This window comes from Rhodococcus sp. NPDC080181 (assembly GCF_040702225.1).
Lineage (GTDB): Bacteria > Actinomycetota > Actinomycetes > Mycobacteriales > Mycobacteriaceae > Rhodococcoides > Rhodococcoides fascians.
Window position 1 is genome coordinate 54,838 of record NZ_JBFBKN010000006.1, and the last position, 24,302, is coordinate 79,139.

Here is a 24,302-nt window from a genome sequence, read left to right on the forward strand (position 1 = left end):
TGCGATGAGCAGCAGGTTCACCCCACTACTCCGACCAGCTGATCGAAAGAGCCGAACATGAACGCAGGGCCCGACACCGCACGCAAGCAGCTGGTACTGAGCGCTTTCGACATGGCGTGCGTGGTGCACCAGAACCCCGGCATGTGGACCGACGCCGATGACCAGACTCACCGCTACACCGACATCGAGTACTGGGTGGAATTGGCCCAGACGCTGGAAGCGGCGGGTTTCGACATCCTCTTCCTGGCCGACGTCCTGGGGTTCTACGACGTGTACGGCGGCAACCGAGACGCCGCACTGCGTACCGCTGCGCAGGCACCCGTAGCCGATCCGCTGTTGACGATCTCGGCCATGGCCGCGGCGACGAAGACGCTGAGTTACGGTGCGACGGTCTCGTCCACCTACGAGCTGCCGTACAAGTTCGCCAAGACCATGACGACACTCGACCACCTCACCAAAGGCCGGGTGGCGTGGAACGTCGTGACGTCCTACCAGCAGAGCGCGGCAGTCAATCTCGGCCTGACGCAGCAGATCTCGCACGACGAGCGGTACGAGATCGCCGACGAGTTCATGGAGGTCTGCTACAAGCTGTGGGAGGGCTCGTGGGAAGAGGACGCGGTGGTGCGCGACCGCGCTCGTGGCGTCTACACCGAGCCGTCCAAGGTGCACGACATCGACCATGCCGGTAAGTACTTCACCGTTCCCGGTGCGCATCTGGGCGAACCGTCCCCGCAACGCACGCCGTTCCTGTTCCAGGCCGGGGCGTCGGCCCGGGGGCGCAAGTTCGCCGCCAAGCACGCCGAAGCGGTCTTCCTCGTCGGAGTCAACCCCCACGACGTTCGCCCCATCGTCGACCAGTACCGCATGTTGGCCGCCGAGCAGGGACGCGATCCGCGAAGCCTGAAGATCATCATGATGCTCACTCCCATCGTCGCCGAGACCGACGAGGCCGCGCACGAAAAACTGCTGCAGGTTCAGAAGCACGCCCAGGTCGACGCCGCTCTGGCACTGTGGGGCGGATGGACCGGAGTCGATCTCTCGGGAGCCGACCCCGACAAGCCGTTGGACCAGTTCCGAGGCGACGGCATCCGTGCGTTCAGCGACATGCTCACTCGGGTCGACAGCGAATTGGTATGGACACCACGCAAACTGGCGGAGTGGCTGTGCGTGGGCGGCATGAGCGCGAGCATCGTGGGCTCACCGAAGACGATCGTCGATCACTTCGAGGAGTGGATCGAGATCGCCGACGTCGACGGCTTCAACATCGCTCGCGTCACCAACTTCGAAACCTTCCGCGACTTCGGTGAATTGATCACCCCCGAACTCCGTCGCCGCGGATTGATTCCCGACACCAACCGAACCGAGGCCACCTCCCTGCGAGAACTCGTGCTGGGGCAGCCGCGTCTGCGTGACGACCATCCCGGCGCGGCCTTTCGGCCCGCCGCGACGACCGGTCCCCGTCCGGCCCCGCCGACGACCATTCGCGTCGCACCCCGCAACGTCGGACTCCTGGTCACCCTCACCGCGAAACCCGACACGGCAGACGCCCTGGAAAACTGGCTCACCGAGATGCACGCGCACGCAATCGACGAGCCGGGCACCACAACCTGGTACGCAATCAAGTTGAGCGAGCACACGTTCGCGATCTACGACACGTTCCCCGACGAGGACGGCCGACAGGACCACCTGCACGGCAGCATTGTGAAGTCCCTCCGCGAACGCCAGCAGGAGCTTCTGGCCGAGCCGCCGACCATCCGTCAGGTGGACCTGCTCGCAGTGAAATCCTTGTTGACGGTCTGATCGACGAACGTCAGCGGCTCATCTCACCTACTGTTCTTCGAGGGGGAGCACCGGGTTTCAGGGCCGCGGGTCTGCGGGGCGGCCGAACATAATTCGGTATCGCCCCAGCGCGCTCGTATGCCAGCCTGAAGCGATGGAATGGCAGGCTTTCGAATGCGTCGAGGAGTGGCGTCTTCCGTTCGTCCCGGACTCCGGTCACGGCGCACCCACTCGGATCGTCGACGCGTGCGGTGCCGTGGGGCGTGATCTGTACTGCCGCAAGCACGGCAGCGAACAGCACATCGAGCGGTCGGAATGGACGATCGCACTGATGGAGACCGGGCACTGCCATGTCGGGCTCGAACCCGTCCCGCATCACCGGAGGCCCGCCCTCGAGCAGTTCCGAGGCTTTTCGTTCGGCGCGTTGCATATCGATCAAACGCTCGCCGAGGCCACGGTCGTCGTTGCCGACTCGGTGCAGGGCGAACTCGCAGGCTATTACCCGTTCATCCAGTGGCCGATCCAGGAGAAGCGACTGCTCCTGCCGGTGGTGCGCGACGGAACGGCCGTGTGGCGGGACCCGCGGACCGACCTGACAGTTGCCGAGATCGGCCTGCTGACCGACTGACCACGAGATCCACAGCGCACCAGAGTCATTCGGTAGAGCTGGTACGCGAAACAGGCGGTATGGTCGCGACCAATCGATCGATCACCGAACGGACGACCTCCGGAGCCGGGGCGTGCGTCAGCAATCCCTCCACGACGAACGTCCCGATGCGCAGCATCGCATCGGCTTCGGACCCGGACAGTCCAGCCTTCTCGATATCGGAAGCGAACAACGATTCCGCGAAGTGGTGGAAACCGTTGTGCCAGTGTTCGATTGCTGCCGACTTGGCAACTCGGTCGTGCACCGTCGATACCAGAGGGCCCACCCTCTGCAGTTGCTCCACGAGCCAGACCAAACGGTCGGCCAGGGATCGATCCGCGACGGTCGCATAATCTGCCGCGTCCTCGGCCGCGATAGCGGTCAGCACTGCGACCAGGATGTCGTCCTTGTCGTCGAAGTACCAGTACACGGTGTTCGGGGTGATCCCGACAGCTTTCGCCAGACGGCTGATCGATGCGCGCTCGAAACCGTCGGATACGAACATCTCGCGGGCAGCGGCGACGATGTCGTCGCGCTTGCTCTCTCTGTCGTGTAGTCCGCGATTCTTGGGCATGTCCCGGAGTTTATCTTGAATGCCATTCAAGACTCTGCTACCGTTCTTGATGACCGTTCAAGAGATGGAGACGTGGCAGATGTCGAACACCGGACGCACAGCCCTGATCACCGGCGCATCCGCAGGCATCGGCGCGGCCTTCGCCCGTCACCTCGCCGCCGAGGGACACAACCTCGTTCTGGTAGCCCGTCGCGAGGATCGGTTGACTGCACTGGCAGACGAGCTCACCACGCGCCACAGCGTGCGGTGCGACGTGGTGGCCGCCGACCTGGCCGATCGCGACGCTCCCCGCGCGATCATGGAGCGCACGCGAGCCCTGGGTGTCGACATCGACATACTCGTCAACAATGCTGGAATGTCGGGGAATTCGAAGTTCGCCGACGCTCCATTCGAGTCGCTGGCCGCGGAGATCCAGGTGATGATCACGGCGGTGACCGAACTTGCTCACCTCACTGTTCCTGGCATGAAAGAGCGAGGATACGGACGCATCGTCAACCTCTCGTCGCTGGCGGCCCTCCTTCCGCCCGCAGCCAGTCTGCTGTACACCGGCATCAAGTCCTACGTACTCGACGTGTCGCAGTCACTCGACATGGAGCTGCGTCCCCACGGCATTCACGTCACCGCGCTCTGCCCGGGCTTCACGCACAGCGAGTTCCACGACGTCATGGGAACCAGGGAGGCGGCCACATCCAAGCTCCCCTCGATCCTGTGGCAGAACCCCGAGGACGTCGTTCGCGAGGGATGGCGCGCGGTCGAGAACGGCACTCCGGTGTGCGTGCCCGGGTTGGTCAACAAAGCGACTGCTGTTGCAGCCAAACCGATTCCGACACGTATCGGGTACTACCTCGGCCGGACACTCAACCCCTTCAAGTAGCGAGTCTCGATCCATACAGTCTTTGCTGAACAGAGGAACAATGGCATGATCACCGACGACCACACCGGTTTCACCCGTACCGAGACGTCATTCCACTCGAACGGAGTTCGTTGCGCCACTACGGTTTTCCGGCCACGCAGCCCGGCCTCCGACCGTCTGCCGGTGATTGTCATGGCCCACGGGTTCGGTAGTCCCCGAGCCATGCGCCTGTACGCCTACGCGGAGCGTTTCGTCGCGGCCGGTTACGTGGTGTGCGTCTTCGACTACCGGTTCTTCGGGGACAGCGAGGGCGAACCGCGCCAGTTGTTGGACGTGAACGAACAGCTCACCGACTGGCGAAACGCAGTCGACTTCGCTCGCGCATTAGACGGAGTCGACGACAATCGGGTCGTCGGCTGGGGGACGTCGTTCGCCGGTGGCCACGTACTGACGTTGGCGGGCAACGGGGTTCGATTCGCAGCCGTCATCGCCCAGGTACCTCACATCGACGGCATTGCTGCCGTTCGCGCAACCGGATTGCGACAGGCTGTGCGGCTGGCACCGGCCGCCATGTCCGACGCTGTGCGCGCTGCCCTCGGCCGATCGCCGCGCTACGTCGACAGCGTCGGACTACCCGGCCAACGAGCCGTGATGGTCTCGCCCGACGCGATGAAGGGGCGTGACCGTCTCGTCCTCGAGTCCGGACTGTCCGACGGCGACTACCCCGAAACCGTCGCTGCACGAATCCTTCTGAAAATCTGGCGCTACTCCCCCGGGAGAACGATGTCACGTATCGACTGCCCCACTTTGGTGCAGATTGCGTCCGAAGACACAGTGACCCCGGCGTCCGTCGCACAACGCGCCGCGGCGAAAGTTCGCGGTGCGACGGTTCGAACCTACGTAGGCGGTCATTTCGACCCGTACGTGGAGCCGCTGTTCTCCTCGGTGATCGGAGATCAGCTGGCCTTCCTCGTCGATACTGTGCCCGTGCAGCTCCGGGCTGTCCCCTCCGCCTGACCGCACGTTCGGTGCACCCCACAGTTCTCGGATTGGATCACCATGCCCGACGGCGCGAGCAGCTCCGAACTCTGGCTGTTGCGAACATATTTCGGTGAGGACGACGACGCAATCTGGACGTCCTTGACGGAGTCGGCGCGCAGCACACGATCTGCCGTCCCGGGTGCCGAGCTGGTCGTGTCGTCGGACCGAACACAGTGCCAGCAGCGTATTCGACGGGTCGTCGCACGACTGGCGACGCGCGCCGAGGCGAACGACGGACTGTATGTTGCGCTTGCCGACAAGCAAACGTTCGCGCGCCCGGATCGATCGCTGCTCACCATCGACTGTTCGGCGGTTCCGCGCAACGCCGAACGCATACCCTCGACTCGAATGACTCCGGACAGTGCCTTCCGGTTGGGCATCGACGGGCATGTACCGAAGCTCGAAGCGGCCCGGTTGTCGAAACCGAAACAGGCGACTACGTTTCACCACTCCGAGCCACTCGCCGCCGACCTCGCCGACCGTGTCGGGGAGGCAGTCCGAGCCAGTCTGCGCTGGCGATCGGACATGACACGAGACGGTTTCGGTGGGTAGACATCGGGACTCACCGGCAAGACGTGCGCCCACCGAGCGACCGGCCGGCATGCGGGCGAACGACGAGACACCCGACCCGCTGCTGCGGACGGGGGTTGTCGTTCAGACTCTGCTGTTCGGGCTGCTCGGCATCGGCACCACGTTCACGCAGGACGGCCCCACCGAAGGACTCGGCACCGTACTGACCTACGCCGTGTGCATCAGCACGATTCCCGTCGCCCGGATCATGAGCAAAGCCGAATTCGGGATGGACTGGTGGTCTCGCCGCGCACCCGTCAACAACTGGTTCGTCGTGTATTGCGAACTCGGTGTCACCGTGGTGACGGCAACCTACGCTGATCCTCTAGCAGCGCTTCAGGGTGCGATGCTTCTCGCACTGGTCGGTGCGTACGCCGCGCACTTCGCTCGACCGAAAGTGATCTGGTTCCACGTCGGGTGGAGCACGGTGTACATGCTCGTACTCGGATCTTCAGCGCTGGCGAAGACCCCTACCGACGCCGTATCGGTCGTCCTCCGAGTCGTCGTGGCCATCACGGTGATCAACGGCGCTGTCACGCTGCTGTCGGCGTTCTCACGAGCAGTACTCCACTCCTCTCGGGTTCATCTGTCCGACGCGATGACCGACCCACTGACCGGAGTGCTGAACCGGCGAGGCCTGGAAGCCAGAGCAGTCGGTGCCGGCAACGACCCCGTTCGTCCGGCCTTGTTGCTGATCGATATCGACCACTTCAAAGCCGTCAACGACCACCACGGCCACTCCGCGGGCGATGTCGCGTTGAGGCTGACGGCAATGCGATTGACCATGAGCGCCGGCCGACACGCGACGGTCTCACGACTGGGCGGCGACGAATTCGTCGTCCTCGTCCCGGATCCGACGCCGACGCTCGGCGAATTCGCCGAGCGCCTTCGACAGGCCGTCCATAACGTCGCAGACGACATCCCGATCACCGTCAGCGTCGGTGCCGCACTGCCACAGGTGGATCCACGCTCCACCCGCACCGTGTTCGACCGAACACTCGCCGCCGCCGACGAGGCTTTGTATCGCGCGAAACGCAACGGCCGCAATTGCGTCGCTCTTGCGCGTCCGCCCGGCGACATCGTTCACTGACGACGGCGCACTGCCTCTTGGTTTTGCCGGGTTTCGCGACGACGAAGGCGGGAACTCGGTTGTATGCCGCCCAACTCACTCTGGCTCGACCGACCCGACCGCACGCCCTACCGCGCGATCGATTTCAGACAGAAGTACGACACCGTGGTCATCGGGGCCGGACTCACAGGTTTGGTCACCGCCCTGCTGTTCGCACGAGCCGGAGAACGCGTCGCGGTGCTCGAAGCCCGCACGATCGGTGCCGTCGCGACGGGAAACACGACAGCCAAGATCAGTGTTCTGCAGGGCACGAAGCTGTCGTCGATAGCGTCGAAACATTCGCACCAGCAGGTGCGGCGTTACGTGCAGGGCAACACTGCTGGGCAGCAATGGCTGCTCGAATACTGCGCGGAGCGGGGTATAGCGGTCCAACGCGAGACGGCGTACACGTACGCCACGACCAGCTCCGGTCTCACCGCCGTTCGCGATGAATTGCGCGTCGCTCTCGGTGCCGGACTGAACGCCTCCTACGGCACCGACACCGAACTTCCCTTCGATGTCGCCGGTGCCGTGTCTGTTCCGGACCAAGCTCAATTCGATCCGATGGACGCCCTCATTGCCCTGGCCGAGGACGCCTCGAGCGCGGGTGCGGACATCACCGAAGGCACCCGAGCACTCGGTGTGAGACGAAGGCTTCGTCACGTCGACGTCAAGACTGATCAGGGTCCACTCCGCGGGTCGCGGGTCGTCTTGGCCACTGGCACACCCATTCTCGATCGCGGTGCATTCTTCGCTCGAATGGAACCGATGCGGTCGTATGCCGCCGCGTACGAGATCGACGGCGACGTTCCACGCGGAATGTACCTCTCGGCCGACTCCCCCAGCCGATCGATCCGGTACGCGCCCACCCCGGCCGGCGATCTACTCCTCATCGGTGGAAACGATCACGTCGTCGGGCGCGAGTCTTCTCCGCAGGCACAGGTGAACGACCTCGACGAATGGACCGCAGAGAACTTCCCCGGAGCCCGACGACGATACAGATGGTCCGCGCAGGACTACGGGTCGATCGACGCGCTGCCGTACGCCGGACCACTGCTGCCCGGCGACGATCGCATCTGGGTCGCCACCGGGTACGACAAATGGGGAATGACGAACGCCGCGGCGTCCGCGCTCGTTCTTGCACAGCGGGCGTTCGGCGGTCGAACCGACTGGGCCGGCGCGTACGACAGCTGGAATCTGCGCCAACTCACCGGCATCGTCGACGCGATCCGTATCAATGCCAACGTGGGACTGAACATGACGAAAGGATGGGCGAAGCCGATCACCGGGGGCTCGAAAACCCCACTGGTCGAGGGTCAGGGCCACGTCGAGCCCGGCATCGCACCGAAGGCTGTCTGCACCGTCGACGGCGTCACCCACCGCGTGTCTGCGGTGTGCCCGCACCTCGGCGGCATCGTGGCGTGGAACGATGCCGAAAAGTCTTGGGACTGCCCGCTGCACGGTTCGCGTTTCGCTGCCGACGGCTCCGTGTTGGAGGGTCCCGTCACGTCGGGTCTGAATCCGTTGTCCTGACCCTTTCATATGTCGACAGGCGGCGTCTCGCTACCGCACTATCGGCATGACCTGACGCACCTTCGGATCCCGTAGGTACAGCGCACCCCATGCAAGAATCCCGACGTAGACCGCGAACAGGACCGTGCTGAAGAGCGGCTTGTCGACCCGCCAGTTGGTGAGAACGGCACCACCGAGATAGCCGGTCAGGAGAACGGCACCCAGAAATGCGGTGCGCGGCACCACGTACAGCACCAAGCACACCAGTAGCACGACGCCGATGACGGGCGTCATCTCGTCGCGCAGCCCCAATTCCACTGTCGCGTCTTTCACCTGCTGCACATTCAGCAATTTGCCGACGATATCGAAGATCAGAAACAGCGCCAGCAGGCCGGTGAGGACCCAGCCGACGCGCGCAGCGGTACGTGACGTGGTTGCAGGAGTGGTCGTCGTGGTCATGATGTTCTCCGATGTTCGAGATGCACGATGTCGCCGGTATCGACTGCCGTCGGTACGGAAACTCACCGCGGCCCCGGATTCGGTGTCGATCGAACCACCGTCACGAGTCCACTCGAACCCGGTGACAGTAAAGTCGAAGAATGTCAGTGCGAGCAGGTGTTGTGGTCACGGGAACCGAGGTTCTTTCGGGTCGGGTGTCCGACAGGAACGGCCCATGGGTCGCCCAACGTCTCTTGGAACTGGGCGTCGACGTCGCCCACATCACCGTGTGCGGGGACAGGCCCGATGATCTCACCGCACAACTTCGCTTCCTCGCCGATCAGCGTATGGACCTCATCGTCACCACTGGCGGGTTGGGGCCGACCGCCGACGATCTCACGGTCGCGACCGTTGCCGCGCTGTACGGTCGAGAACTTCGGCTCGACGTCGAACTCGAGGAGCGCATCAACACAATCGTTCAGCGTTGGCGGAGTCGCCTGAGTTCCTCGCCCGATTCGGAGCCCCTTCTCGCGGGCATCCGCAAACAAGCCATGGTTCCGGAAGGCGCGCAGTCCATTTCGCCGACCGGCACTGCTCCCGGCGTCGCGATACCAGCGAGTGACTCCGGGATGCTGCCTGCGGTTCTGATTCTGCCGGGCCCACCGCGCGAACTACAGGCCATGTGGCCCGAAGCTGTCCAGACAGCGCCGGTCTCGCGAGTGTTGGCCAGGAGTACCGCGGTTCGCCAGGACACCATCCGCGCGTACGGTCTGTCGGAGGCCGACCTCGCGGCGACCTTACGAACAGCGGAGCGCGAGGTAGCGGGATTCGGCGACCTCGAGATCACCACCTGCCTGCGTCTCGGTGAACTCGAAATGGTGACGCGCTATCCAGAATCAGCGGCGGCCGCATACTCCGACGTCGCAGCACTTGTCGAGAAACACTATCGCTCACAGGTCTTTTCGACCGACGGATCCACTATCGACGACATCGTGGCGCGTCGCTTGACGGGCCGTCGCATCGCAACGGCAGAATCGTGCACGGGCGGCATGATCGCCGCGCGTCTCACCGACCGTGCCGGGTCGTCGGCATATGTGATCGGCGCGGTGGTGTCGTACGCAAACGAAGCGAAGACCGAGCTTCTCGGTGTTCCAGCCGAGGTCATCGAGCAGCACGGAGCCGTGAGCGAACCGGTGGCTGCACTGATGGCGGAGGGCGCGTTGAACCGGGTGAGCGTCGACATCGCTGTCTCGACCAGTGGCATCGCGGGCCCCGGCGGTGGCACCGAACTCAAGCCCGTCGGCACCGTATGCTTCGCGATTGCCGTCCGCGATCAGCCGACCGTCACCCGGACACTTCGACTGCCCGGTGACAGGGCAAGTGTGCGTTCGCTTTCCACCACCGCAGCGATGCACATGCTCGCCGACGCCCTGGAGCCGACGGCCTGATTCTTGTGGTCAACGACCGACGATGGACTCCTCGATCGTCTTCGCCACCAGTGCCGCATCGTCGATCATCGGCACATGGCCGACGTTTGCCAGCGGGACGAAATGCGCCCCGGGTAGCCTCTGACGGGCCGCAGGGACGAAATGTTCGGGCGGGAAGATGCGGTCTCCACTCGACCACGCCACGGTGACGGGGCATGGCATTTCGGTGAACGGTGCCACGCTCTCGCGGGTGTTCAACAGGTCGTGAGCCGCATCGCATCCGACGAGGTCTTCGAATGATGCGGCAGCCTGCTGGTGCGTCATCTGCTTGCCGCGCAACGCAATATCACGCATGGCGAGCTGGCGAACGAACCCGAACCTCATCAGCGGCGGCATCAGTGAGCTGGTGGCGTCGGCCAGCTTCTTGGTTCGGATCAACGTCGCCCGACTTTTACCCGGATCGGCGTCGGGCTCCCAGAAACCGGCGGGCGAGAGCGCGCACACCGAACGGGCCCGGCCTCTGCGAGCGAGCTCGATACCCATCCACCCTCCCATCGAATTGCCCGCGATGTGCACGGTGTCGAGACCACGATCATCGAGCAGCTGCTCTGTCACATCGGTCAGAGCACCGATGCTCGCGTGATCGAGACGACGTCCACCGCGATGACCCGCTGCGGTCGGGACGAGGAGGTCGTAGTTCCTCGCGAGCAGTGGTGCGACGGTGTCCCACGCTCGAGCCGACATCGTCACTCCGTGCAGCAACAGAAGTGGAGGTTTGGTGCTCATCGTTCTTCTCATTTCCTGAGGTGGCACGTCTGTCGGCGCAGTCGTCCGAACACCGGTGAACTGCCTGAGCCCGACAGGCTACGTCACCCGGGTACCGGATTCCGTGCACTCGAAGCGATCGCGGCACGGGAGAACCGCCCAGACGGTGCAATCACCGATAACCGGCTCACCAGCTGACGGTTCCGTGGCGGTCGATGAACCGCCCGGATCCGTGGCCGGGCCCTTCGGTGGCGAGCTGCACGATGGCGTCGGTCCCCTCGGTGACGGTCTGCGGCCCGCTGTTTCCGTTGAATTCGGTTGCGGTGTAGCCCGGATCGGCGGCATTGATGCGAATGTCGCTCAGGCCCTTGGCATACTGCGTCGTCAACATCGTGACAGCCGACTTCGAAGCGGTGTAGGCCGGAGCAATCACGCTGGATTCGACGCGAGACGAATCGTGTGTCGCCGCGAACGAACCCATTCCACTGCTGACGTTGACGATGACGGGATCGGTGGAGCGGCGCAGTAGTGGAAGGAATGCTGTTGTGGTGCGGACGATTCCGAGGACGTTGACATCGAGTACCGACTGCACATCCTCGGCGGTCAGTTCTTCGACGGCGCTGTGCGGTCCGGGAATGCCCGCGTTGTTGATCAGTACGTCGACAACCCCCTCCTGCCGTTCCACGTCCGCCGCTGCCGATGCGACGGATTCGGCATCGGTGACGTCGATCCGAACGAACCGAGCACCCAACGCTGCTGCGGCATTCCTACCCCGCTCGGCGTCACGTGCTCCGAGGATCACGGTGTGGCCCTGATCGATCAGTCGGCGCGCGGTTTCGTAACCGAGGCCCTTGTTTGCTCCGGTGATGAATGTGATGGTCATGCCCCCAGTGTTCAGGTCGACCGGCGCGTGTTCCAGGCACGCCTGGACGGTAGGACAATCGGTACCACCCTCACACCCGCTCGAAGAGTGACAATGGAGTCGTGACCTCGACAACGGACGGACTCGGCGCGACGATCAGATCGTGGCGTGATCGACTCTCACCCGATGCTGTCGGACTGACGACCGGACGATCTCGACGGGCCACGGGGCTCCGACGCGAAGACCTCGCCGATCTCGCGGGCATTTCCGTGGACTACGTCGTGCGGCTCGAACAGGGACGAGCGACGACACCGTCGGTGCAGGTGGTGTCGTCCTTGGCGCGGGCTCTTCAGCTGACTCTTCCCGAGCGAGACCATCTCTACCGCTTGGCCGGCCACATTCCGCCGGTCGACGGGACTATCTCCGACCACATCCCGCCTGGGGTCAGGCGGGTTGTCGGCCGACTCTACGAGGGTGCGGTTGCCGTCTTCGCCGCCGATTGGCAACTGCTCTGGTGGAACCGGAGTTGGGCTGCGCTGGTCGGTGATCCGTCGACCGTCTCGTACTCCAAGAGAAACTTCGCTCGTGACTGTTTCCCCGTCGGCACGGATGCACCCGGAATGTCCGCATGGCCGGTGACGCCGTCCGGCGGCGACGGGTCGGTCCGCGCGGCAGTCGTTTCAGACCTTCGGCGGGCCACCGGGCGGTTTCCCCGAGACTCGAGACTGAGAGGTCTGATCGAAGAATTACGCACCGGCAGTACAGAATTCGAGTCTCTGTGGTCGGTCGGTGCTGTCGGTTCACATCGCGAGGATCACAAAGTGGTCCACCATCCGACCGTCGGACCGATCACCGTCGACTGCGACGTACTCACCGATGGAGACGCGGAGCTGAAAATCGTCATCATGACAGCCGCCCCCGGATCGGAAGACGAAACGAAACTCCGGTTGGCCGCCGTTTCCGGGTCCGTCGACCAGCTGCGGTTGCCAGTGCAGTAGCGGCCAGTCGAGTGCGTCAGCGACTGCTCTGCTATCCGACGATGCCGCGGAGGAACTCGATCCTGAGCCGGTTGTACTCCTCGGTCCACTGCGAGCCCGTGGTCATGAACGCATGCGGGAGGGCCGCCTCGTTCTTGCTGTACAGATTCAAGCGATTGGCAACGCCCATTCTGTCCAGCTTCGCGCTCAGTTCGGCCGCCTGATCGGGGAACGTGCCGGTGTTTCCGTCGGCGATGAAGCTCGGCGGGAAGTCGGAGGTGGCGTTCTTCGTGACGTTTGCGCGCGCCAGCCAATCGGCATCGGTGGTGTCGAGGTAGCTGCGCGCACCTATGTCATACAGAAAGCCGTTCGACGGACTCGGAGATTGCGGCGAGCCGGCCCGCCCCACATCGAGGACTGCACTGTCGAACACCAAGGCCTTCAGAGCGCTTCGATCCATCGTGGGTTCGATGCCCAGCGCACGTGCGTAGTCGGGGTTGGTCCGAACATTGGCGTAGCTACCCACGATCTGACCACCCGCGCTGCTTCCGGCGAGCACGACGCGGCTCATGTCCAAGCCGTATCGGTCGGCGTTCGTTTCCAAGAACTGTAGAGCCTCACCCAGCTGGATCGTCTGTGTGGGAAAACGGTATTCCGGTGCGAAGGCATAATTCACCGACACCAGGTTGAAACCGGCAACGAGTACGGGGCCCGCCCCCGACGCGAAGTACGGGTTGTCCGTCCCGAGTTCGGAATCACCGTCTGCCTTGTCCCCCGCTATCCATCCCCCGCCGTGCACCATGACGTACGTGGGACGGCTGACCGACGGATCGTTGTCGGCGATGTAGATGTCGAGAAACGAATTGGGAAGCGTCGAGCCGTATTCGATGTCACTGGTGCGACCTGCCCCGTTCGCTACCGACGTCGCTGTCGGCCCGGCAGGAGCGAAAGAATTGCTGTCCCCCAGGGCCTGCAGCGCTCGAACCAGCGGTGCCGGACTGGCGGCCGTAATGATCGTCACTGCGGAAACCACCAACGCAATCGAGGCCGCGAGGCCGGCCGGTACGGCGAGAATCACCCGGCGAGTGCTACCCGAGGAGCCCGCCCACGCCGATCCGAGCAGAAAGAACCCGAGCGCAGTCCCCGCAGTTGCGCTCACGACCCACAGCGCGTGAAAGGGCGTCACCAACCAGGCGACCTGAGCGACCACGGTCACTGCACCGAGCGAAGTTCCTACGGCTACATGCTTTCTGGCATCGGACGCGACGAGACAGGTGGCCACGACGGCCACGACGACGACCCAGAATCCCACCGCGAACTGCTGACGGATCAGAAGACACTGGAGCCACGCGAGTGCAACACCGATACCACCGGTCATCACGAGTGCCGTTGTCGACGTTCTCGTTCGGCGGCCTTCGCCGATTTCGCTCACCTTCGCTACGCCGTGGACGTGTGACGTTGCCTGTGCAACTCACGGACAGCGTCGCTGAACTCGGCGACCGGCCCGTCGACCACTGCTCCCGGCACGACCTGTGTGATGGTGAGCGGCGTGATCGCGAGCGGCGCAGCACCGAATTCTTCCAGCCACGTGAGCAATTGGGCTGTCGAGGTGGCGTAGACGATACGTCCGAGCCCAACGATTCCGTGGCTCGCCGCGCACATCGCACAGTGCTCACCGGAGGTGTATACCGTCGACGATCGTCGCTCACTGGGGTTCAGATTGGTCGCAGCCCACCGTGACAGAGCGATCTCGGGGTGCTGGGTGGGATCGTGTCGATCGCCGACGCGATTGCGGTCCTCCGCAAGCGCTTCACCGCTACCCGACACCAGCACCGAACCGAACGGATCGTTGCCCGTACGCACTGCGGCCGCCGCCAGATCCACAGCACGCGCCAGAAATGCACGGTCGTCGGCGGAAATACTCATGCCGCACCACATGGTGCGTCGACGATAGAAGTGTCCACACCTCGACCGTACCGGTACGAAGCACAGCGAACTCCACATCGATCCCGCGCGCTCCCGCTGAAACGCAGGTAGCCGACACCGTCACCCGACTTGTCAGACTCCCGACAACGAGCGCACAATTCTTCACCATGGCACTGATCTCGAAGGGCTTCGTGGGCCGACGGCGCGGCGACGACGGGCGCACTCCCCCCGGTCAGTATCTGACCAAGGACTTTCCCGTCCTCGCGATCGGGCCTGCGCCCGTGGTCGCGACCGACGCCTGGTCGTTCTCGGTCACCACCGAACGGGGCGACACCCGCAGTTGGACCTGGGACGAATTCGCGGCACTTCCACACGAGACTCCGACCGTCGACATTCACTGCGTCACCAAGTGGTCGAAGCTCGACACCACATGGAAGGGCGTGAGCCTGGACGTTCTGCTGGACGGTCTCGACACCGATGCCGGGTACGTCGTGGTGCACGGCTTCGACGGTTACACCACCAATCTCCCCCTCGAAGACCTCCGGGACGGGAAGGCCTGGCTGGTCACCGAGTTCGACGGCGCTCCCCTGACTCGCGAACACGGCGGTCCCGCAAGGCTTCTCGTTCCGCATCTGTATTTCTGGAAATCGGCGAAGTGGATCTCGCGCATCGAGCTCACCCTGGAGAACGAACAAGGTTTCTGGGAGCGCGGTGGGTACCACGACTACGGCGACCCGTGGCGCGAGCAGCGCTACCAGGGCGACTGACGTGGCTGTGACGGCCGGAGCGAAACCCTGGCTCGTCGCCACGGTGGCGGCCGTGCGGCGTGAGACACCCACTGCGTCCACCCTTGTTCTCGACGTCGACGGTTGGCCCGGCCATCTCGCCGGGCAGCACGTGGACGTCAAGCTCACTGCCGAGGACGGCTACAGCGCACAGCGCAGCTACTCCTTGGCCTCGGCACCCGACGGCACGTCGCGCGTCGAGATATCGGTCCAGAACGTCGCGGACGGCGAGGTGTCGCCCTACTTGGTCGAGTCGGTCGAGGTCGGCGATCGCATCGAAATTCGAGGGCCGGTGGGCCGATGGTTCGTCTGGCGGCCGTCCCAACCGTCGGAGACCCCGTCTCCCCCGGTTCTGTTGGTGGGTGGCGGTTCCGGCATCGTCCCGCTCCGCGCCATGGTTCGCGCACAGGCGTCCGCGACGGGCGGACGGGTGCCCTTCCGGGTGCTGTACTCCGTGCGCGAACCCGCGGAGGTCTATTTCGCGGACGAGTGGGCTCACCCTCCGGCGGGAGTGGACGTCACGATGATCCACACGCGGCGTGCTCCTGCCGGCAGCACACGGCCACTCGGTCGAATCACGTTGGAAGACATCGACGCTCACGGGTGGCCGGCGGAATTCGAGCCGAGATGTTACATCTGCGGGCCCACGAATTTCGTCGACACGGTCGCGGACATGTTGGTGGCGCGGGGACATTCGCCGGCGAACATCCGTACGGAGCGTTTCGGACCGAGCTGAGATTGGCCCTCGACTCAGCGCCGCTCCCGCGGTAAAGATGAACCATCCACATTTCGACGTTCTCAATGGGGTTCTTATCCATCCCCACTGGAGCCGGCTTCCCATACTGTCGGCACCATGACCATCGATCGAGTACCTGTACCCGGCGGAGATCTCGTCGTCGAAATACACACCGGCACCAGTGAGCCCGTCCTCGTGGTGCACGGCGTGTCCAGCCAACGCATGCTGTGGGGCTGGTTGCGGGCGGAGTCGCCGCACCTGACACTGGTCGCACCGGATCTGCGCGGCAGGGGTGACAGCGTCGAGGTCACGGGGCCGTCGTCGCTCGCTCGGCACGCAGACGACCTGGACGCCGTCATGGATGCCCTTGGACTCGACGCTGCGCACGTGTGCGGAATGTCCATGGGTGGATTCGTGGCAGTCGAGTTCGCGGCCCGGTATCCATCTCGAGTGAAGAGTCTCGTTCTCGTCGACGGAGGCGTTCCGGTGGCACCGCCCGACGGTCTCACCCGCGAGACCGTCGGAGCTGTGTTCGCGGACAGAATTGCTCGAACTCAGAAGCATTTCGACGCCGTCGACGAATACGTCGACTTCTTGGTGTCGACGTCGCTGCCGCTTCTCGACCCGGCGGATCCACTCCTGCGGACGTACGCCGAACACGATCTGGTCGACGGGTCGGTGCGGCTGTCGACCGAGGCAGTCGTCTCCGACGCCGAGGATGTGTTCTTCGGCGACTCACGGTTCCGAGAACTGACGATGCCGATTCGATTCCTGCACGCGCAGTGGAGCGTTGGGGAGAACTCGGCACCGATGTACTCGCCCGAAGACATCGATGCGCTCGACCTGACCTCGATCACCCCGATGATGGAACTGGACCATGCCGGCACGATCATGACCTCGGCCGGTGCCGCCGCCGTGGGAGCACGAATCGACGAGGCGCTGCGAAACGGGTGATGAAGCAGCACAAGGACCGGAATGGAGCGGTCGGGGGACTTCGGCTGTTCATTTCGTCAGCTGTGTCGTGCGTCTCGTTCAGCCAGACTTAGCCGACAGTGAGCGTCGCCTCACCCTCGTCGAGCATGGTCAGGAGAAACAAATGAGCAGTGCCGGTGCAGTCCGGGAGGACAGCGGTGTGCGGCTGCGGTTCATCGACACTGCGGACCAACAGATGCCCGTTGCCATCCTGGAGTGGCAGCGTCGCGCTCCACTTCTCGCCGATCTGGTCGCATTGTTCGCCGATCTCGGGCTGCGTGTGGCGAACCACGAGTTGTTGCCCTCGGGCGACGACAGCGACGCCTTCGTTCACAGATTCGGTTTCAGTACCGATGAAATCGATTGGTCCGCAGCAACTCCGAACCTGCTGCGGGCTGCATTCGAGGCCGCCGCATCGGGCGATCTCGAGGTCGATGGCTTCACTCGCCTCATCGCATCGGCGTCCATCCCGTTCACCGACGCCGTTCTCGTTCGCGCCGCAGCCCGCTATCTCAGCCAGGTAGGGCTGGAGCTGTCCGAACCCACTGTGGTCTCGATACTGCTGCGGCACAGCGACTTCGTCCGAGGATTCTGCGCACTCTTCCATGCACGATTCGATCCCGACGTGACCGACCGCGACAGGCTGTCGGCTGCCGCCGAGGGCATTCTCGACACCGCTGTCGAGCGCACCTCGGCACTCGACGAGGATCGCTTGTTACGAGGACTGCGTTCTTTCCTCTCGGCAGTGTTGCGCACCAATTGGTTTCAGCACGACCGCACGGTAGGCGCCCCACCCGCAGCGTTCAAGATCGACCCGGCACGATTGTCCCTCTCTGCGGCCGTCACCCCGTACCGCGAAATCTTCGTGCACTCGCCGATCGTCGAGGGGAGTCACGTTCGGAGCGGTGCGATATCTCGCGGGGGCCTGCGTCATTCGGACCGGCACGACGATTTCCGCACCGAAGTACTCGATCTGATGAAGACGCAACACGTCAAGAATTCACCGATCGTGCCGATGGGTGCCAAAGGCGCTTTCGTGGTTCGAACGGAGACGACTCCCGAAGGTGTCCGCAACGCCTACACCGATTTCATCGAGGCACTGCTCGATGTCACCGACAACGTCGTCGACGGCGGGGTGGTGGTGCATCCGACGCGCACGGTGATCCGCGACGGCGACGACCCGTATCTCGTCGTCGCCGCCGACAAGGGGACTGCGCGATTCTCCGATCTCGCCAACAGCATTGCAGTCCGCCGAGGCTTCTGGCTCGGGGATGCGTTAGCCTCGGGAGGCTCGGCGGGCTACGACCACAAGACCATGGGAATCACCGCACGCGGCGGGTGGCTGTCGGTACGACGCCACTTCGCCGAGAAGGGTATCGACGTCGATACCGATGCGTTCACGGTGGTCGGTATCGGAGACATGTCGGGTGATGTGTTCGGCAATGGCATGCTCCTGAGCCACGCCATCCGACTCGTCGGCGCGTTCGATCACCGGCACATCTTGCTCGATCCGAACCCGGACCCCGAGGTCTCGTACCGCGAACGGGAACGGCTGGCAGCGATCGCTGGAAGCAGCTGGGCAGATTACGACACCAGGGCACTGTCGCCGGGCGGTGCGGTGTGGCCCCGTTCGGTCAAGTCCATCGAACTGTCACCGCAGATGCAGGCACGACTCGGAATCGATGTCGGCTCCCTCTCCCCCAACGCACTCGTCGAGGCGCTGCTCACTGCCCCGGTGGATCTACTGTGGAACGGAGGGATCGGCACCTACGTCAAGGCCTCGACCGAGGGGCACTCCGACTCCGCCGATCCGGCCAACGATTCCGTTCGCGTCGACGCGTCCGAACTGCAGGCCCGGGTGGTGGGCGAGGGTGGCAATCTCGGCCTCACGCAGCGTGCTCGAATCGAATTCGCCCTTGCCGGGGGTTGCGTCAACGCCGACTTCATCGACAACGCCACGGGCGTCGCAACCTCCGATCGAGAGGTGAATCTGAAAATCGCGGTGGATGCGGCCGTCGCGGACGGCGAGCTGTCCGTCACCGAGCGCAACAGAGCGCTGTCCCAGGTTCAGGACGAGGTTGCCGAGTCGGTGCTTGCAGAGGCTGCATCGCAGACCCTGGCGATCAGCCTCGCCGAGGCCCACGCGCCGTTCCTGCTGGGCCGGCACGAACGGTTGATCGACAACCTCGAACGCGACGCGGGAATCAGTCGAGTCGCTGCGGTTCTTCCCTCGCCTGCCGAGTTGCGGGCTCGACATCGCTTGGGGCAGGGACTGGTTCGGCCCGAGATCGCGGTGCTGTTGGCGCAGTCGAAGAACCTGGTGGCTACCGAATTGCTCGCCTCTCCCCTACTGGACGACCCGGTGTTCGACGGGGTACTCGCCGGCTATTTTCCAGAATCGATCCGTGTCCTGGTTCCCCACCACATTCGCAGGCATCCACTGGCCCGGGAGATCGTGGCGGTCGTCGTGACCGGACACATGATCGACCGCGTCGGGCCCGGCATGATTCACCGGCTGGAGGAAAGGCTGGGCGTGAGCACTGCCGATATCGCGGTCGCGTATGCCGTCGTGCGCCAGGTTTTCGACATCGACCACCTGTGGGACGTCGTTGCCGATCTACCTGGAATCCCGCAGAGCACCAGGCTGGTTTTGCAGTTCGGTGTTCAGGATCTGATCGAGCGGACCACGTCGTGGTTGTTGCGGAACCGCGACGAACAAGCGACGCCTCTGGAGACGATCGAACACTTCACGCGGCCGGTACGTGAACTCCGAGCATCGTTGCCGGAGTTGACCGGCGATCTCGTCGTCGATCAGAACACACTTCTACTCCTCTCCGAGGCATTCGCATTGGAGACGACAACCCGGTCGCTCAACCGATCGATAGCGCACGTGGCGCAGACGTATCTCGAATTCGGCCGCGTCGTGGGTCTCGACCGGTTGGTGGAACGCTCCTCTGTCGCCTCCGGCGGAGCCGACTACTGGGACGCCATGGCAAGCGCGATTCTGGTCGATGCGATTCGTGAGCACTGGCACAACATGACCGAACAGGTCCTGTCCGAGGCGGTACACACCGAATCTGCTACCGACGCCGTTGCAGCGTGGCAGTCTGTGCACACCAATTCCGTCGAACGATTGGCCCAGATGGTCGGTGAACTCCACAGCGTGGAAGGGCTGAGCAATTCGCAAGTGTGCGTGGTGAGCGCAGAGCTGTCGCTCGCCCTGTCTCGGTGCCGATGATTCGCAGGAGCGAAGCCTGCGGAGTGACCATTTCAGCACTACCTCTACCTGTTCGATCGAAACGAAGGAGCCGTCCCCATGCGCTTGATAGTCGGTTATCTCGCCACCCCCAGCGGTAAGGACGGTCTTACCCTCGGGGTGCAGCTCGCCCGCAGCCTGGGTGCTCAACTCGACATCTGCATGGTTCTACCGCCGGACCGCACCGTTGCGTCCAGAGTCCCCGCCGAAACCGGTTACGAGGACGTCCTGGTCACACGAGCGCAAGGCTGGCTCGACGAGGCGAAATCGTTGGTGCCGTCCGACATCGAGGTCGCCGTGCACGCGAGTTTCAACGACTCGTTCGCCCAGGGACTGCTGGACGAGGTGGCTCGGCTGGGGGCCTCGGCCATCGTCGTGGGTGCGTCCGGAGACGGCCTGCTCGGACGGCATTCCGTCGGCTCGGTCTCGACCGAACTGCTGCATTCGGCACACGTGCCGCTTGCACTCGCGCCGCGCGGCACCCGGCACTCGTCCGCTCGGGAGATTCGTCAGGTGACCTGCGCACTCGGAACCAGGACGGGAGCGGATGTATTGCTGCGGACGGCGGTACGCACCTGCGAGAGAATGCACACTCCACTGCGGCTCGTGTCCCTGGTTGCGCTCGACCCCCGCAACGATCTTCGCGATGCCCGGGACAGCTACGACAGCGCGCGTGACCGTGCCGTCGCGCACGCACGTGCCCTCGTGGACGAAGCGAAATCCACGTTGCCGGACGACTTTCCGATATCGGTGACCATCGCGGACGGATCGTCCGTCGAGTCTGCGGTGCGGACGCTCGACTGGCAGGACGGCGACCTCGTCATGGTCGGCTCCAGCCGCCTTGCCCAACCGCGCCGACTCTTTCTCGGTTCGACGGCCGCGAAGATGCTTCGCGTCCTGCCCGTTCCCATGGTGGTCGTCCCCAAGCAGGAGTTCGAATCATGAATCCGTCGACGGAAGGCTCGAATATGGGCAAGAACGCAAGCGGGCCCTCGCCCACTGACGGTGAAGTCAGCGCCAAGGGGCTGGCGACAGGCACAGTCGGCACCTTCTCGGGTGCGATACTCGGAATCTCCTCTGTCGCACCGGGTTACACTCTGACGGCAAGCATCGGTCTGATCGTCGCGGCCGTAGGTCTGAAAATGCCGGCAATCCTGATCGCGGGCTTCGTTCCGATGTTTCTCACCGCTTATGCCTACCGCGAGCTGAACTCCGAGTCTCCCGATTGCGGCGCGTCGTTCACGTGGTCGACCAAAGCATTCGGACCTTACGTCGGATGGATGTGCGGTTGGGGCATGGTGATTGCGACGATCATCGTGTTGTCCAACCTTGCGGCCATCGCGGTGCAGTTCTTCTATCTGTTCATAGCGAAGTTGTTCGACACACCGTCGATCGCCGATTTACCGGGCAACAAGTTCGTCAATGTCGGTACGACGCTGGTGTTCATCGCAGCGGCCACCTGGATCGCCAGCAGAGGCATCACCACGAGCGAAAAGCTGCAGATCGTCACGGTCGGCTTTCAGATGGTGCTTCTCGTCGTCTTCGCCGTCGTTGCGCTGATTCATGTCGGAGCAGGAGACGCCCCGGGCGAGGTCACTTTCGACTTGGACTGGTTCAACCCGTTCACCGGCGTGGCCGTCGGTGCGTTCGTCATCGGACTCACGGGATCCATCTTCGCTTTCTGGGGTTGGGATACGTGCCTGACGCTCGGCGAGGAATCCAAGAACCCCAAGACGACGCCCGGCCGCGCCGGGTTGCTCTGCGTGGCAACCATTCTGCTCACCTACCTACTCGTCGCGGTGGCCGCCATGATGTACGCAGGGGTAGGCGAGGACGGCCTGGGCCTGGGTAACCCGGACAACGCCGAGAACGTCTTCGGCTCTCTGGCCGACCCGGTGCTCGGCAAATGGGGCGGGCTGCTGCTGTTCCTGGCCGTGCTGGTGTCCTCACTGGCGAGTTTGCAGACCACGTTCCTTCCGGCTGCGCGAACGATGCTGGCGATGGGTTCCTACGGTGCCTTCCCCAAGAAGTTCGCCGAAGTGTCACCTCGCTTCCTGGTGCCTTCCTACGCAACCGTCGTCGCAGGGGCCATCACCGCAGGGTTCTACACAGTGGTCACATTCCTGTCCGAGCGCACTCTGATCGACACCATCGCGGCCCTGGGCATCATGATCTGCTGGTATTACGGCATCACGGCTTTTGCCTGCATCTGGTATTTCCGCGGCAGGCTGTTCGACAGCGTCCGTAACACCGTCTTCCGCTTCCTGTTTCCACTTCTCGGTGGCCTCATGCTGCTCGCCGTTTTCGTCATATCACTCGGCGAGAGCATGAATCCCGACAACGCCAGCGGAGCCTCGATCGGCGGCATCGGACTCGTGTTCTTCCTCGGCTTCGGCATCCTGGTCCTCGGCGCTGTGCTGATGATCGTCATGAGGTTCCGCCATCCCGCATTCTTCGAGGGCAGAACCCTCGACCGCAACACCTCCGCGTTGCGAGACGAAAGCGATCTGGCGGGCAGATAGCAGATAGCCGAGGCCCGAGAAGCTCGTGACTGCTTCGTGACGTACCGCAGCCTGCCGTGAGTGTTCGCACGACGACGTCGACGCCGAGGACGGCGGGATTGCTCGGCAGCTGCGGTTCCGCGTCCCGCCGGCACAGCGGTGGCGCTGCTCGACGACGAATGCGGCACGAAGTTCCCGACGGGACAACTTATCTGACCGACCATCCGATTGACCCCTATCGCCGAGCTGGATGGCCGAGGACTTCGACCCCTTCGGTATCGAATCGTTCGGTAGTGGCCGAAGCTCTGTAGCGACGAAACTGGCTCCGGCACAGCGGCGGACATGACCACTTGCCCCCACCGACTCACCTGACCGCGGCCACATCAGGACGTAGACTCCCCTTCATGACGCGTCCCGAACCATTCGTTTCGACGACTATTGCTGCGGCGCTGGATGACCTGAGAACACGACTTCGCGCAACACGGTGGCCGGACAGTCCTGCCGATGCTGGGTGGTCACTCGGTGTCGACGTCGGTTACCTTCGTGAACTCGTCGAATACTGGTCCGACGAATTCGACTGGGGAGCGCAGGAGTCTGCCCTGTCGAAGCATCCTCGATTCCGGGTCGACGTCGGCGATCTGGGCATCCACTTCGTGCACGCGCGGGCAGTGGCACCTGTGGGCCCGGTTCTTCCCGTGGTTCTCAGCCATGGATGGCCGGACTCGTTCTGGCGCTACTCGAAAGTGGTGTCGCTGCTGACCGATCCGGGCGCACACGGTGCCGACCCCGCCGATGCATTCGACGTCATCGTGCCCGACATGCCGGGCTACGGCTATTCGGATACACCGGCAGGCACCCCTTTGAATTCGATTGCGGTCGCTGGTCTTTGGGCCGAGCTGATGCACATTCTGGGGTACACCCGTTATGGGGCTGCCGGAGGCGACATCGGCAGCGCCGTGAGCCGGTACCTCGCACTCGATCACCCCGACTCTGTCGTGGCCGTCCATCGTATGGATGCGGGACTGCCCGTGTTCACCGGCGACCGCGCCGAACTGTCACCGCAGGAGCAGGACTTTCTCGACAGGTCCGCCGCGTGGGGCAGTACAGAGGGTGCATACGCTGCGATGCACCGCACGAAACCGCAGACCGCTGCCGTCGGGTTGACCGACTCCCCGGCCGGGTTGGCCGCATGGATCGTCGAGAAGCTGCGAGGGTGGACCGACGGCGACGGTGACATCGAGCGTAATTTCACCAAGGACGAGATCCTCACGAACGTCACCCTCTACTGGCTCACCGAGACCATCGGCTCGTCGATGCGTATGTACAACGCCAACGCCTCCATTCCCTCGGAGCAGCACGCCCGCCGCGTCGAGGTGCCGTCAGGGTTCTCGTTCTTTTCGGGTGACCTCTTCACGAATCCGCCCCGCGCGTGGCTCGACCGCGTCGCGAATGTCGTTCGTGTAAAAGAACTTCCGCGCGGTGGGCACTTCGCGCCGTTCGTGGAGCCCGAGCTGTACGCGCAAGAATTGCGCGACTTCTTCCGACCGTATCGTGCAGCACTTGCGTAGAGCGCC

The 24,302-nt window shown here is 63.8% G+C and carries 21 protein-coding genes and 1 pseudogene; 16 read left to right on the top strand and 6 right to left on the bottom strand.

The genetic code is table 11. The annotated features are described in order from the left end of the window. Positions 1–57: 57 nt before the first annotated feature. Positions 58–1,455: pseudogene (locus tag AB0O58_RS09130) on the top strand (LLM class flavin-dependent oxidoreductase); the annotation flags it as partial. A gap of 478 nt (positions 1,456–1,933) precedes the next feature. After that, positions 1,934–2,407: a hypothetical protein gene (locus tag AB0O58_RS09135; RefSeq protein WP_032372991.1), complete on the top strand. Its 474-nt coding sequence runs from the start codon at positions 1,934–1,936 to the stop codon at positions 2,405–2,407. A 25-nt stretch (positions 2,408–2,432) separates the two neighbouring features. Here the strand turns inward: AB0O58_RS09135 and AB0O58_RS09140 are convergent, their stop codons facing one another. Further along, positions 2,433–2,999: a TetR/AcrR family transcriptional regulator gene (locus AB0O58_RS09140; protein WP_032372992.1), complete on the bottom strand. Its 567-nt coding sequence runs from the start codon at positions 2,997–2,999 to the stop codon at positions 2,433–2,435. Positions 3,000–3,078: 79 nt separating this feature from the next. Between AB0O58_RS09140 and AB0O58_RS09145 the strand changes: the two genes are divergently transcribed. The 5 genes from AB0O58_RS09145 to AB0O58_RS09165 all read left to right on the top strand — a co-directional run bounded on the left by AB0O58_RS09145 (position 3,079) and on the right by AB0O58_RS09165 (position 8,104). Further along, positions 3,079–3,873: an SDR family oxidoreductase gene (locus AB0O58_RS09145; RefSeq protein ID WP_032364794.1), complete on the top strand. Its 795-nt coding sequence runs from the start codon at positions 3,079–3,081 to the stop codon at positions 3,871–3,873. A 45-nt stretch (positions 3,874–3,918) separates the two neighbouring features. Beyond that, the gene (locus AB0O58_RS09150) at positions 3,919–4,869 is read left to right on the top strand and encodes an alpha/beta hydrolase (protein ID WP_045842023.1); all 951 of its coding nucleotides are present in this window, start codon (positions 3,919–3,921) and stop codon (positions 4,867–4,869) included. A 42-nt stretch (positions 4,870–4,911) separates the two neighbouring features. Further along, a complete protein-coding gene (locus AB0O58_RS09155) occupies positions 4,912–5,445 on the top strand; it encodes a hypothetical protein (RefSeq protein ID WP_032372994.1) in 534 nt (177 codons plus the stop codon). Positions 5,446–5,494: 49 nt separating this feature from the next. Continuing rightward, positions 5,495–6,553 carry a GGDEF domain-containing protein gene (locus AB0O58_RS09160; protein WP_032372995.1) on the top strand — a complete coding sequence of 353 codons (1,059 nt, stop codon included), beginning with the start codon at positions 5,495–5,497 and terminating at the stop codon, positions 6,551–6,553. A gap of 63 nt (positions 6,554–6,616) precedes the next feature. Beyond that, the gene (locus AB0O58_RS09165) at positions 6,617–8,104 is read left to right on the top strand and encodes an FAD-dependent oxidoreductase (RefSeq protein WP_032372996.1); all 1,488 of its coding nucleotides are present in this window, start codon (positions 6,617–6,619) and stop codon (positions 8,102–8,104) included. Between the two features lie 30 nt (positions 8,105–8,134). Here the strand turns inward: AB0O58_RS09165 and AB0O58_RS09170 are convergent, their stop codons facing one another. Beyond that, positions 8,135–8,542 carry a DoxX family protein gene (locus AB0O58_RS09170; RefSeq protein WP_032364793.1) on the bottom strand — a complete coding sequence of 136 codons (408 nt, stop codon included), beginning with the start codon at positions 8,540–8,542 and terminating at the stop codon, positions 8,135–8,137. Positions 8,543–8,682: 140 nt separating this feature from the next. On the opposite strand from AB0O58_RS09170, the gene AB0O58_RS09175 reads away from it, so the two are divergent. Continuing rightward, positions 8,683–9,969, top strand: coding sequence for a competence/damage-inducible protein A (locus AB0O58_RS09175; RefSeq protein WP_363797815.1), 1,287 nt, complete (start codon positions 8,683–8,685; stop codon positions 9,967–9,969). Between the two features lie 9 nt (positions 9,970–9,978). Here AB0O58_RS09175 and AB0O58_RS09180 read toward each other — a convergent pair whose 3' ends face one another. Further along, positions 9,979–10,734: an alpha/beta hydrolase gene (locus tag AB0O58_RS09180; RefSeq protein WP_032372998.1), complete on the bottom strand. Its 756-nt coding sequence runs from the start codon at positions 10,732–10,734 to the stop codon at positions 9,979–9,981. Between the two features lie 166 nt (positions 10,735–10,900). Further along, on the bottom strand, positions 10,901–11,596 hold the full coding sequence (locus AB0O58_RS09185) for an SDR family NAD(P)-dependent oxidoreductase (protein WP_045842025.1): 696 nt from the start codon (positions 11,594–11,596) through the stop codon (positions 10,901–10,903). 101 nt (positions 11,597–11,697) lie between these two features. On the opposite strand from AB0O58_RS09185, the gene AB0O58_RS09190 reads away from it, so the two are divergent. Beyond that, positions 11,698–12,573, top strand: coding sequence for a helix-turn-helix transcriptional regulator (locus AB0O58_RS09190; RefSeq protein WP_032373000.1), 876 nt, complete (start codon positions 11,698–11,700; stop codon positions 12,571–12,573). Positions 12,574–12,604: 31 nt separating this feature from the next. Here the strand turns inward: AB0O58_RS09190 and AB0O58_RS09195 are convergent, their stop codons facing one another. Further along, positions 12,605–13,984, bottom strand: a complete 1,380-nt coding sequence (locus AB0O58_RS09195) for an alpha/beta hydrolase (protein WP_155289471.1) — start codon at positions 13,982–13,984, stop codon at positions 12,605–12,607. Positions 13,985–13,989: 5 nt separating this feature from the next. Beyond that, positions 13,990–14,478, bottom strand: a complete 489-nt coding sequence (locus AB0O58_RS09200; protein WP_032373001.1) for a nucleoside deaminase — start codon at positions 14,476–14,478, stop codon at positions 13,990–13,992. A gap of 167 nt (positions 14,479–14,645) precedes the next feature. Here AB0O58_RS09200 and AB0O58_RS09205 point away from each other — a divergent pair, with 167 nt between their 5' ends. From AB0O58_RS09205 to AB0O58_RS09235, 7 genes are all read left to right on the top strand, one after another. After that, positions 14,646–15,245 carry a sulfite oxidase-like oxidoreductase gene (locus AB0O58_RS09205; RefSeq protein ID WP_032368838.1) on the top strand — a complete coding sequence of 200 codons (600 nt, stop codon included), beginning with the start codon at positions 14,646–14,648 and terminating at the stop codon, positions 15,243–15,245. 1 nt (position 15,246) lies between these two features. After that, positions 15,247–15,999, top strand: a complete 753-nt coding sequence (locus tag AB0O58_RS09210; RefSeq protein WP_032368837.1) for a ferredoxin reductase — start codon at positions 15,247–15,249, stop codon at positions 15,997–15,999. A gap of 117 nt (positions 16,000–16,116) precedes the next feature. After that, complete coding sequence (locus tag AB0O58_RS09215; protein WP_032368836.1) at positions 16,117–16,953, top strand: alpha/beta hydrolase; 837 nt, start codon at positions 16,117–16,119, stop codon at positions 16,951–16,953. A gap of 142 nt (positions 16,954–17,095) precedes the next feature. Next, a complete protein-coding gene (locus tag AB0O58_RS09220; RefSeq protein ID WP_052061682.1) occupies positions 17,096–20,209 on the top strand; it encodes an NAD-glutamate dehydrogenase domain-containing protein in 3,114 nt (1,037 codons plus the stop codon). 78 nt (positions 20,210–20,287) lie between these two features. Next, positions 20,288–21,172, top strand: coding sequence for a universal stress protein (locus AB0O58_RS09225; protein ID WP_032383907.1), 885 nt, complete (start codon positions 20,288–20,290; stop codon positions 21,170–21,172). Between the two features lie 23 nt (positions 21,173–21,195). Continuing rightward, positions 21,196–22,749: an APC family permease gene (locus AB0O58_RS09230; RefSeq protein WP_366238163.1), complete on the top strand. Its 1,554-nt coding sequence runs from the start codon at positions 21,196–21,198 to the stop codon at positions 22,747–22,749. A 383-nt stretch (positions 22,750–23,132) separates the two neighbouring features. Next, complete coding sequence (locus tag AB0O58_RS09235; protein ID WP_094650388.1) at positions 23,133–24,296, top strand: epoxide hydrolase family protein; 1,164 nt, start codon at positions 23,133–23,135, stop codon at positions 24,294–24,296. Positions 24,297–24,302: the final 6 nt, after the last annotated feature.

Excerpts from the sequence above, each read along its gene's own strand:
- AB0O58_RS09230 (WP_366238163.1), top strand. The coding sequence starts at position 21,196 with ATGGGCAAGAACGCAAGCGGGCCCTCGCCCACTGACGGTGAAGTCAGC.
- AB0O58_RS09175 (WP_363797815.1), top strand. The coding sequence starts at position 8,683 with ATGTCAGTGCGAGCAGGTGTTGTGGTCACGGGAACCGAGGTTCTTTCG.
- AB0O58_RS09170 (WP_032364793.1), bottom strand. The coding sequence starts at position 8,542 with ATGACCACGACGACCACTCCTGCAACCACGTCACGTACCGCTGCGCGC.
- AB0O58_RS09205 (WP_032368838.1), top strand. The coding sequence starts at position 14,646 with ATGGCACTGATCTCGAAGGGCTTCGTGGGCCGACGGCGCGGCGACGAC.
- AB0O58_RS09200 (WP_032373001.1), bottom strand. The coding sequence starts at position 14,478 with ATGAGTATTTCCGCCGACGACCGTGCATTTCTGGCGCGTGCTGTGGAT.
- AB0O58_RS09185 (WP_045842025.1), bottom strand. The coding sequence starts at position 11,596 with ATGACCATCACATTCATCACCGGAGCAAACAAGGGCCTCGGTTACGAA.
- AB0O58_RS09225 (WP_032383907.1), top strand. The coding sequence starts at position 20,288 with ATGCGCTTGATAGTCGGTTATCTCGCCACCCCCAGCGGTAAGGACGGT.
- AB0O58_RS09165 (WP_032372996.1), top strand. The coding sequence starts at position 6,617 with ATGCCGCCCAACTCACTCTGGCTCGACCGACCCGACCGCACGCCCTAC.
- AB0O58_RS09150 (WP_045842023.1), top strand. The coding sequence starts at position 3,919 with ATGATCACCGACGACCACACCGGTTTCACCCGTACCGAGACGTCATTC.
- AB0O58_RS09235 (WP_094650388.1), top strand. The coding sequence starts at position 23,133 with ATGACGCGTCCCGAACCATTCGTTTCGACGACTATTGCTGCGGCGCTG.
- AB0O58_RS09180 (WP_032372998.1), bottom strand. The coding sequence starts at position 10,734 with ATGAGCACCAAACCTCCACTTCTGTTGCTGCACGGAGTGACGATGTCG.
- AB0O58_RS09155 (WP_032372994.1), top strand. The coding sequence starts at position 4,912 with ATGCCCGACGGCGCGAGCAGCTCCGAACTCTGGCTGTTGCGAACATAT.
- AB0O58_RS09160 (WP_032372995.1), top strand. The coding sequence starts at position 5,495 with ATGCGGGCGAACGACGAGACACCCGACCCGCTGCTGCGGACGGGGGTT.
- AB0O58_RS09215 (WP_032368836.1), top strand. The coding sequence starts at position 16,117 with ATGACCATCGATCGAGTACCTGTACCCGGCGGAGATCTCGTCGTCGAA.
- AB0O58_RS09135 (WP_032372991.1), top strand. The coding sequence starts at position 1,934 with ATGGAATGGCAGGCTTTCGAATGCGTCGAGGAGTGGCGTCTTCCGTTC.
- AB0O58_RS09145 (WP_032364794.1), top strand. The coding sequence starts at position 3,079 with ATGTCGAACACCGGACGCACAGCCCTGATCACCGGCGCATCCGCAGGC.
- AB0O58_RS09220 (WP_052061682.1), top strand. The coding sequence starts at position 17,096 with ATGAGCAGTGCCGGTGCAGTCCGGGAGGACAGCGGTGTGCGGCTGCGG.
- AB0O58_RS09140 (WP_032372992.1), bottom strand. The coding sequence starts at position 2,999 with ATGCCCAAGAATCGCGGACTACACGACAGAGAGAGCAAGCGCGACGAC.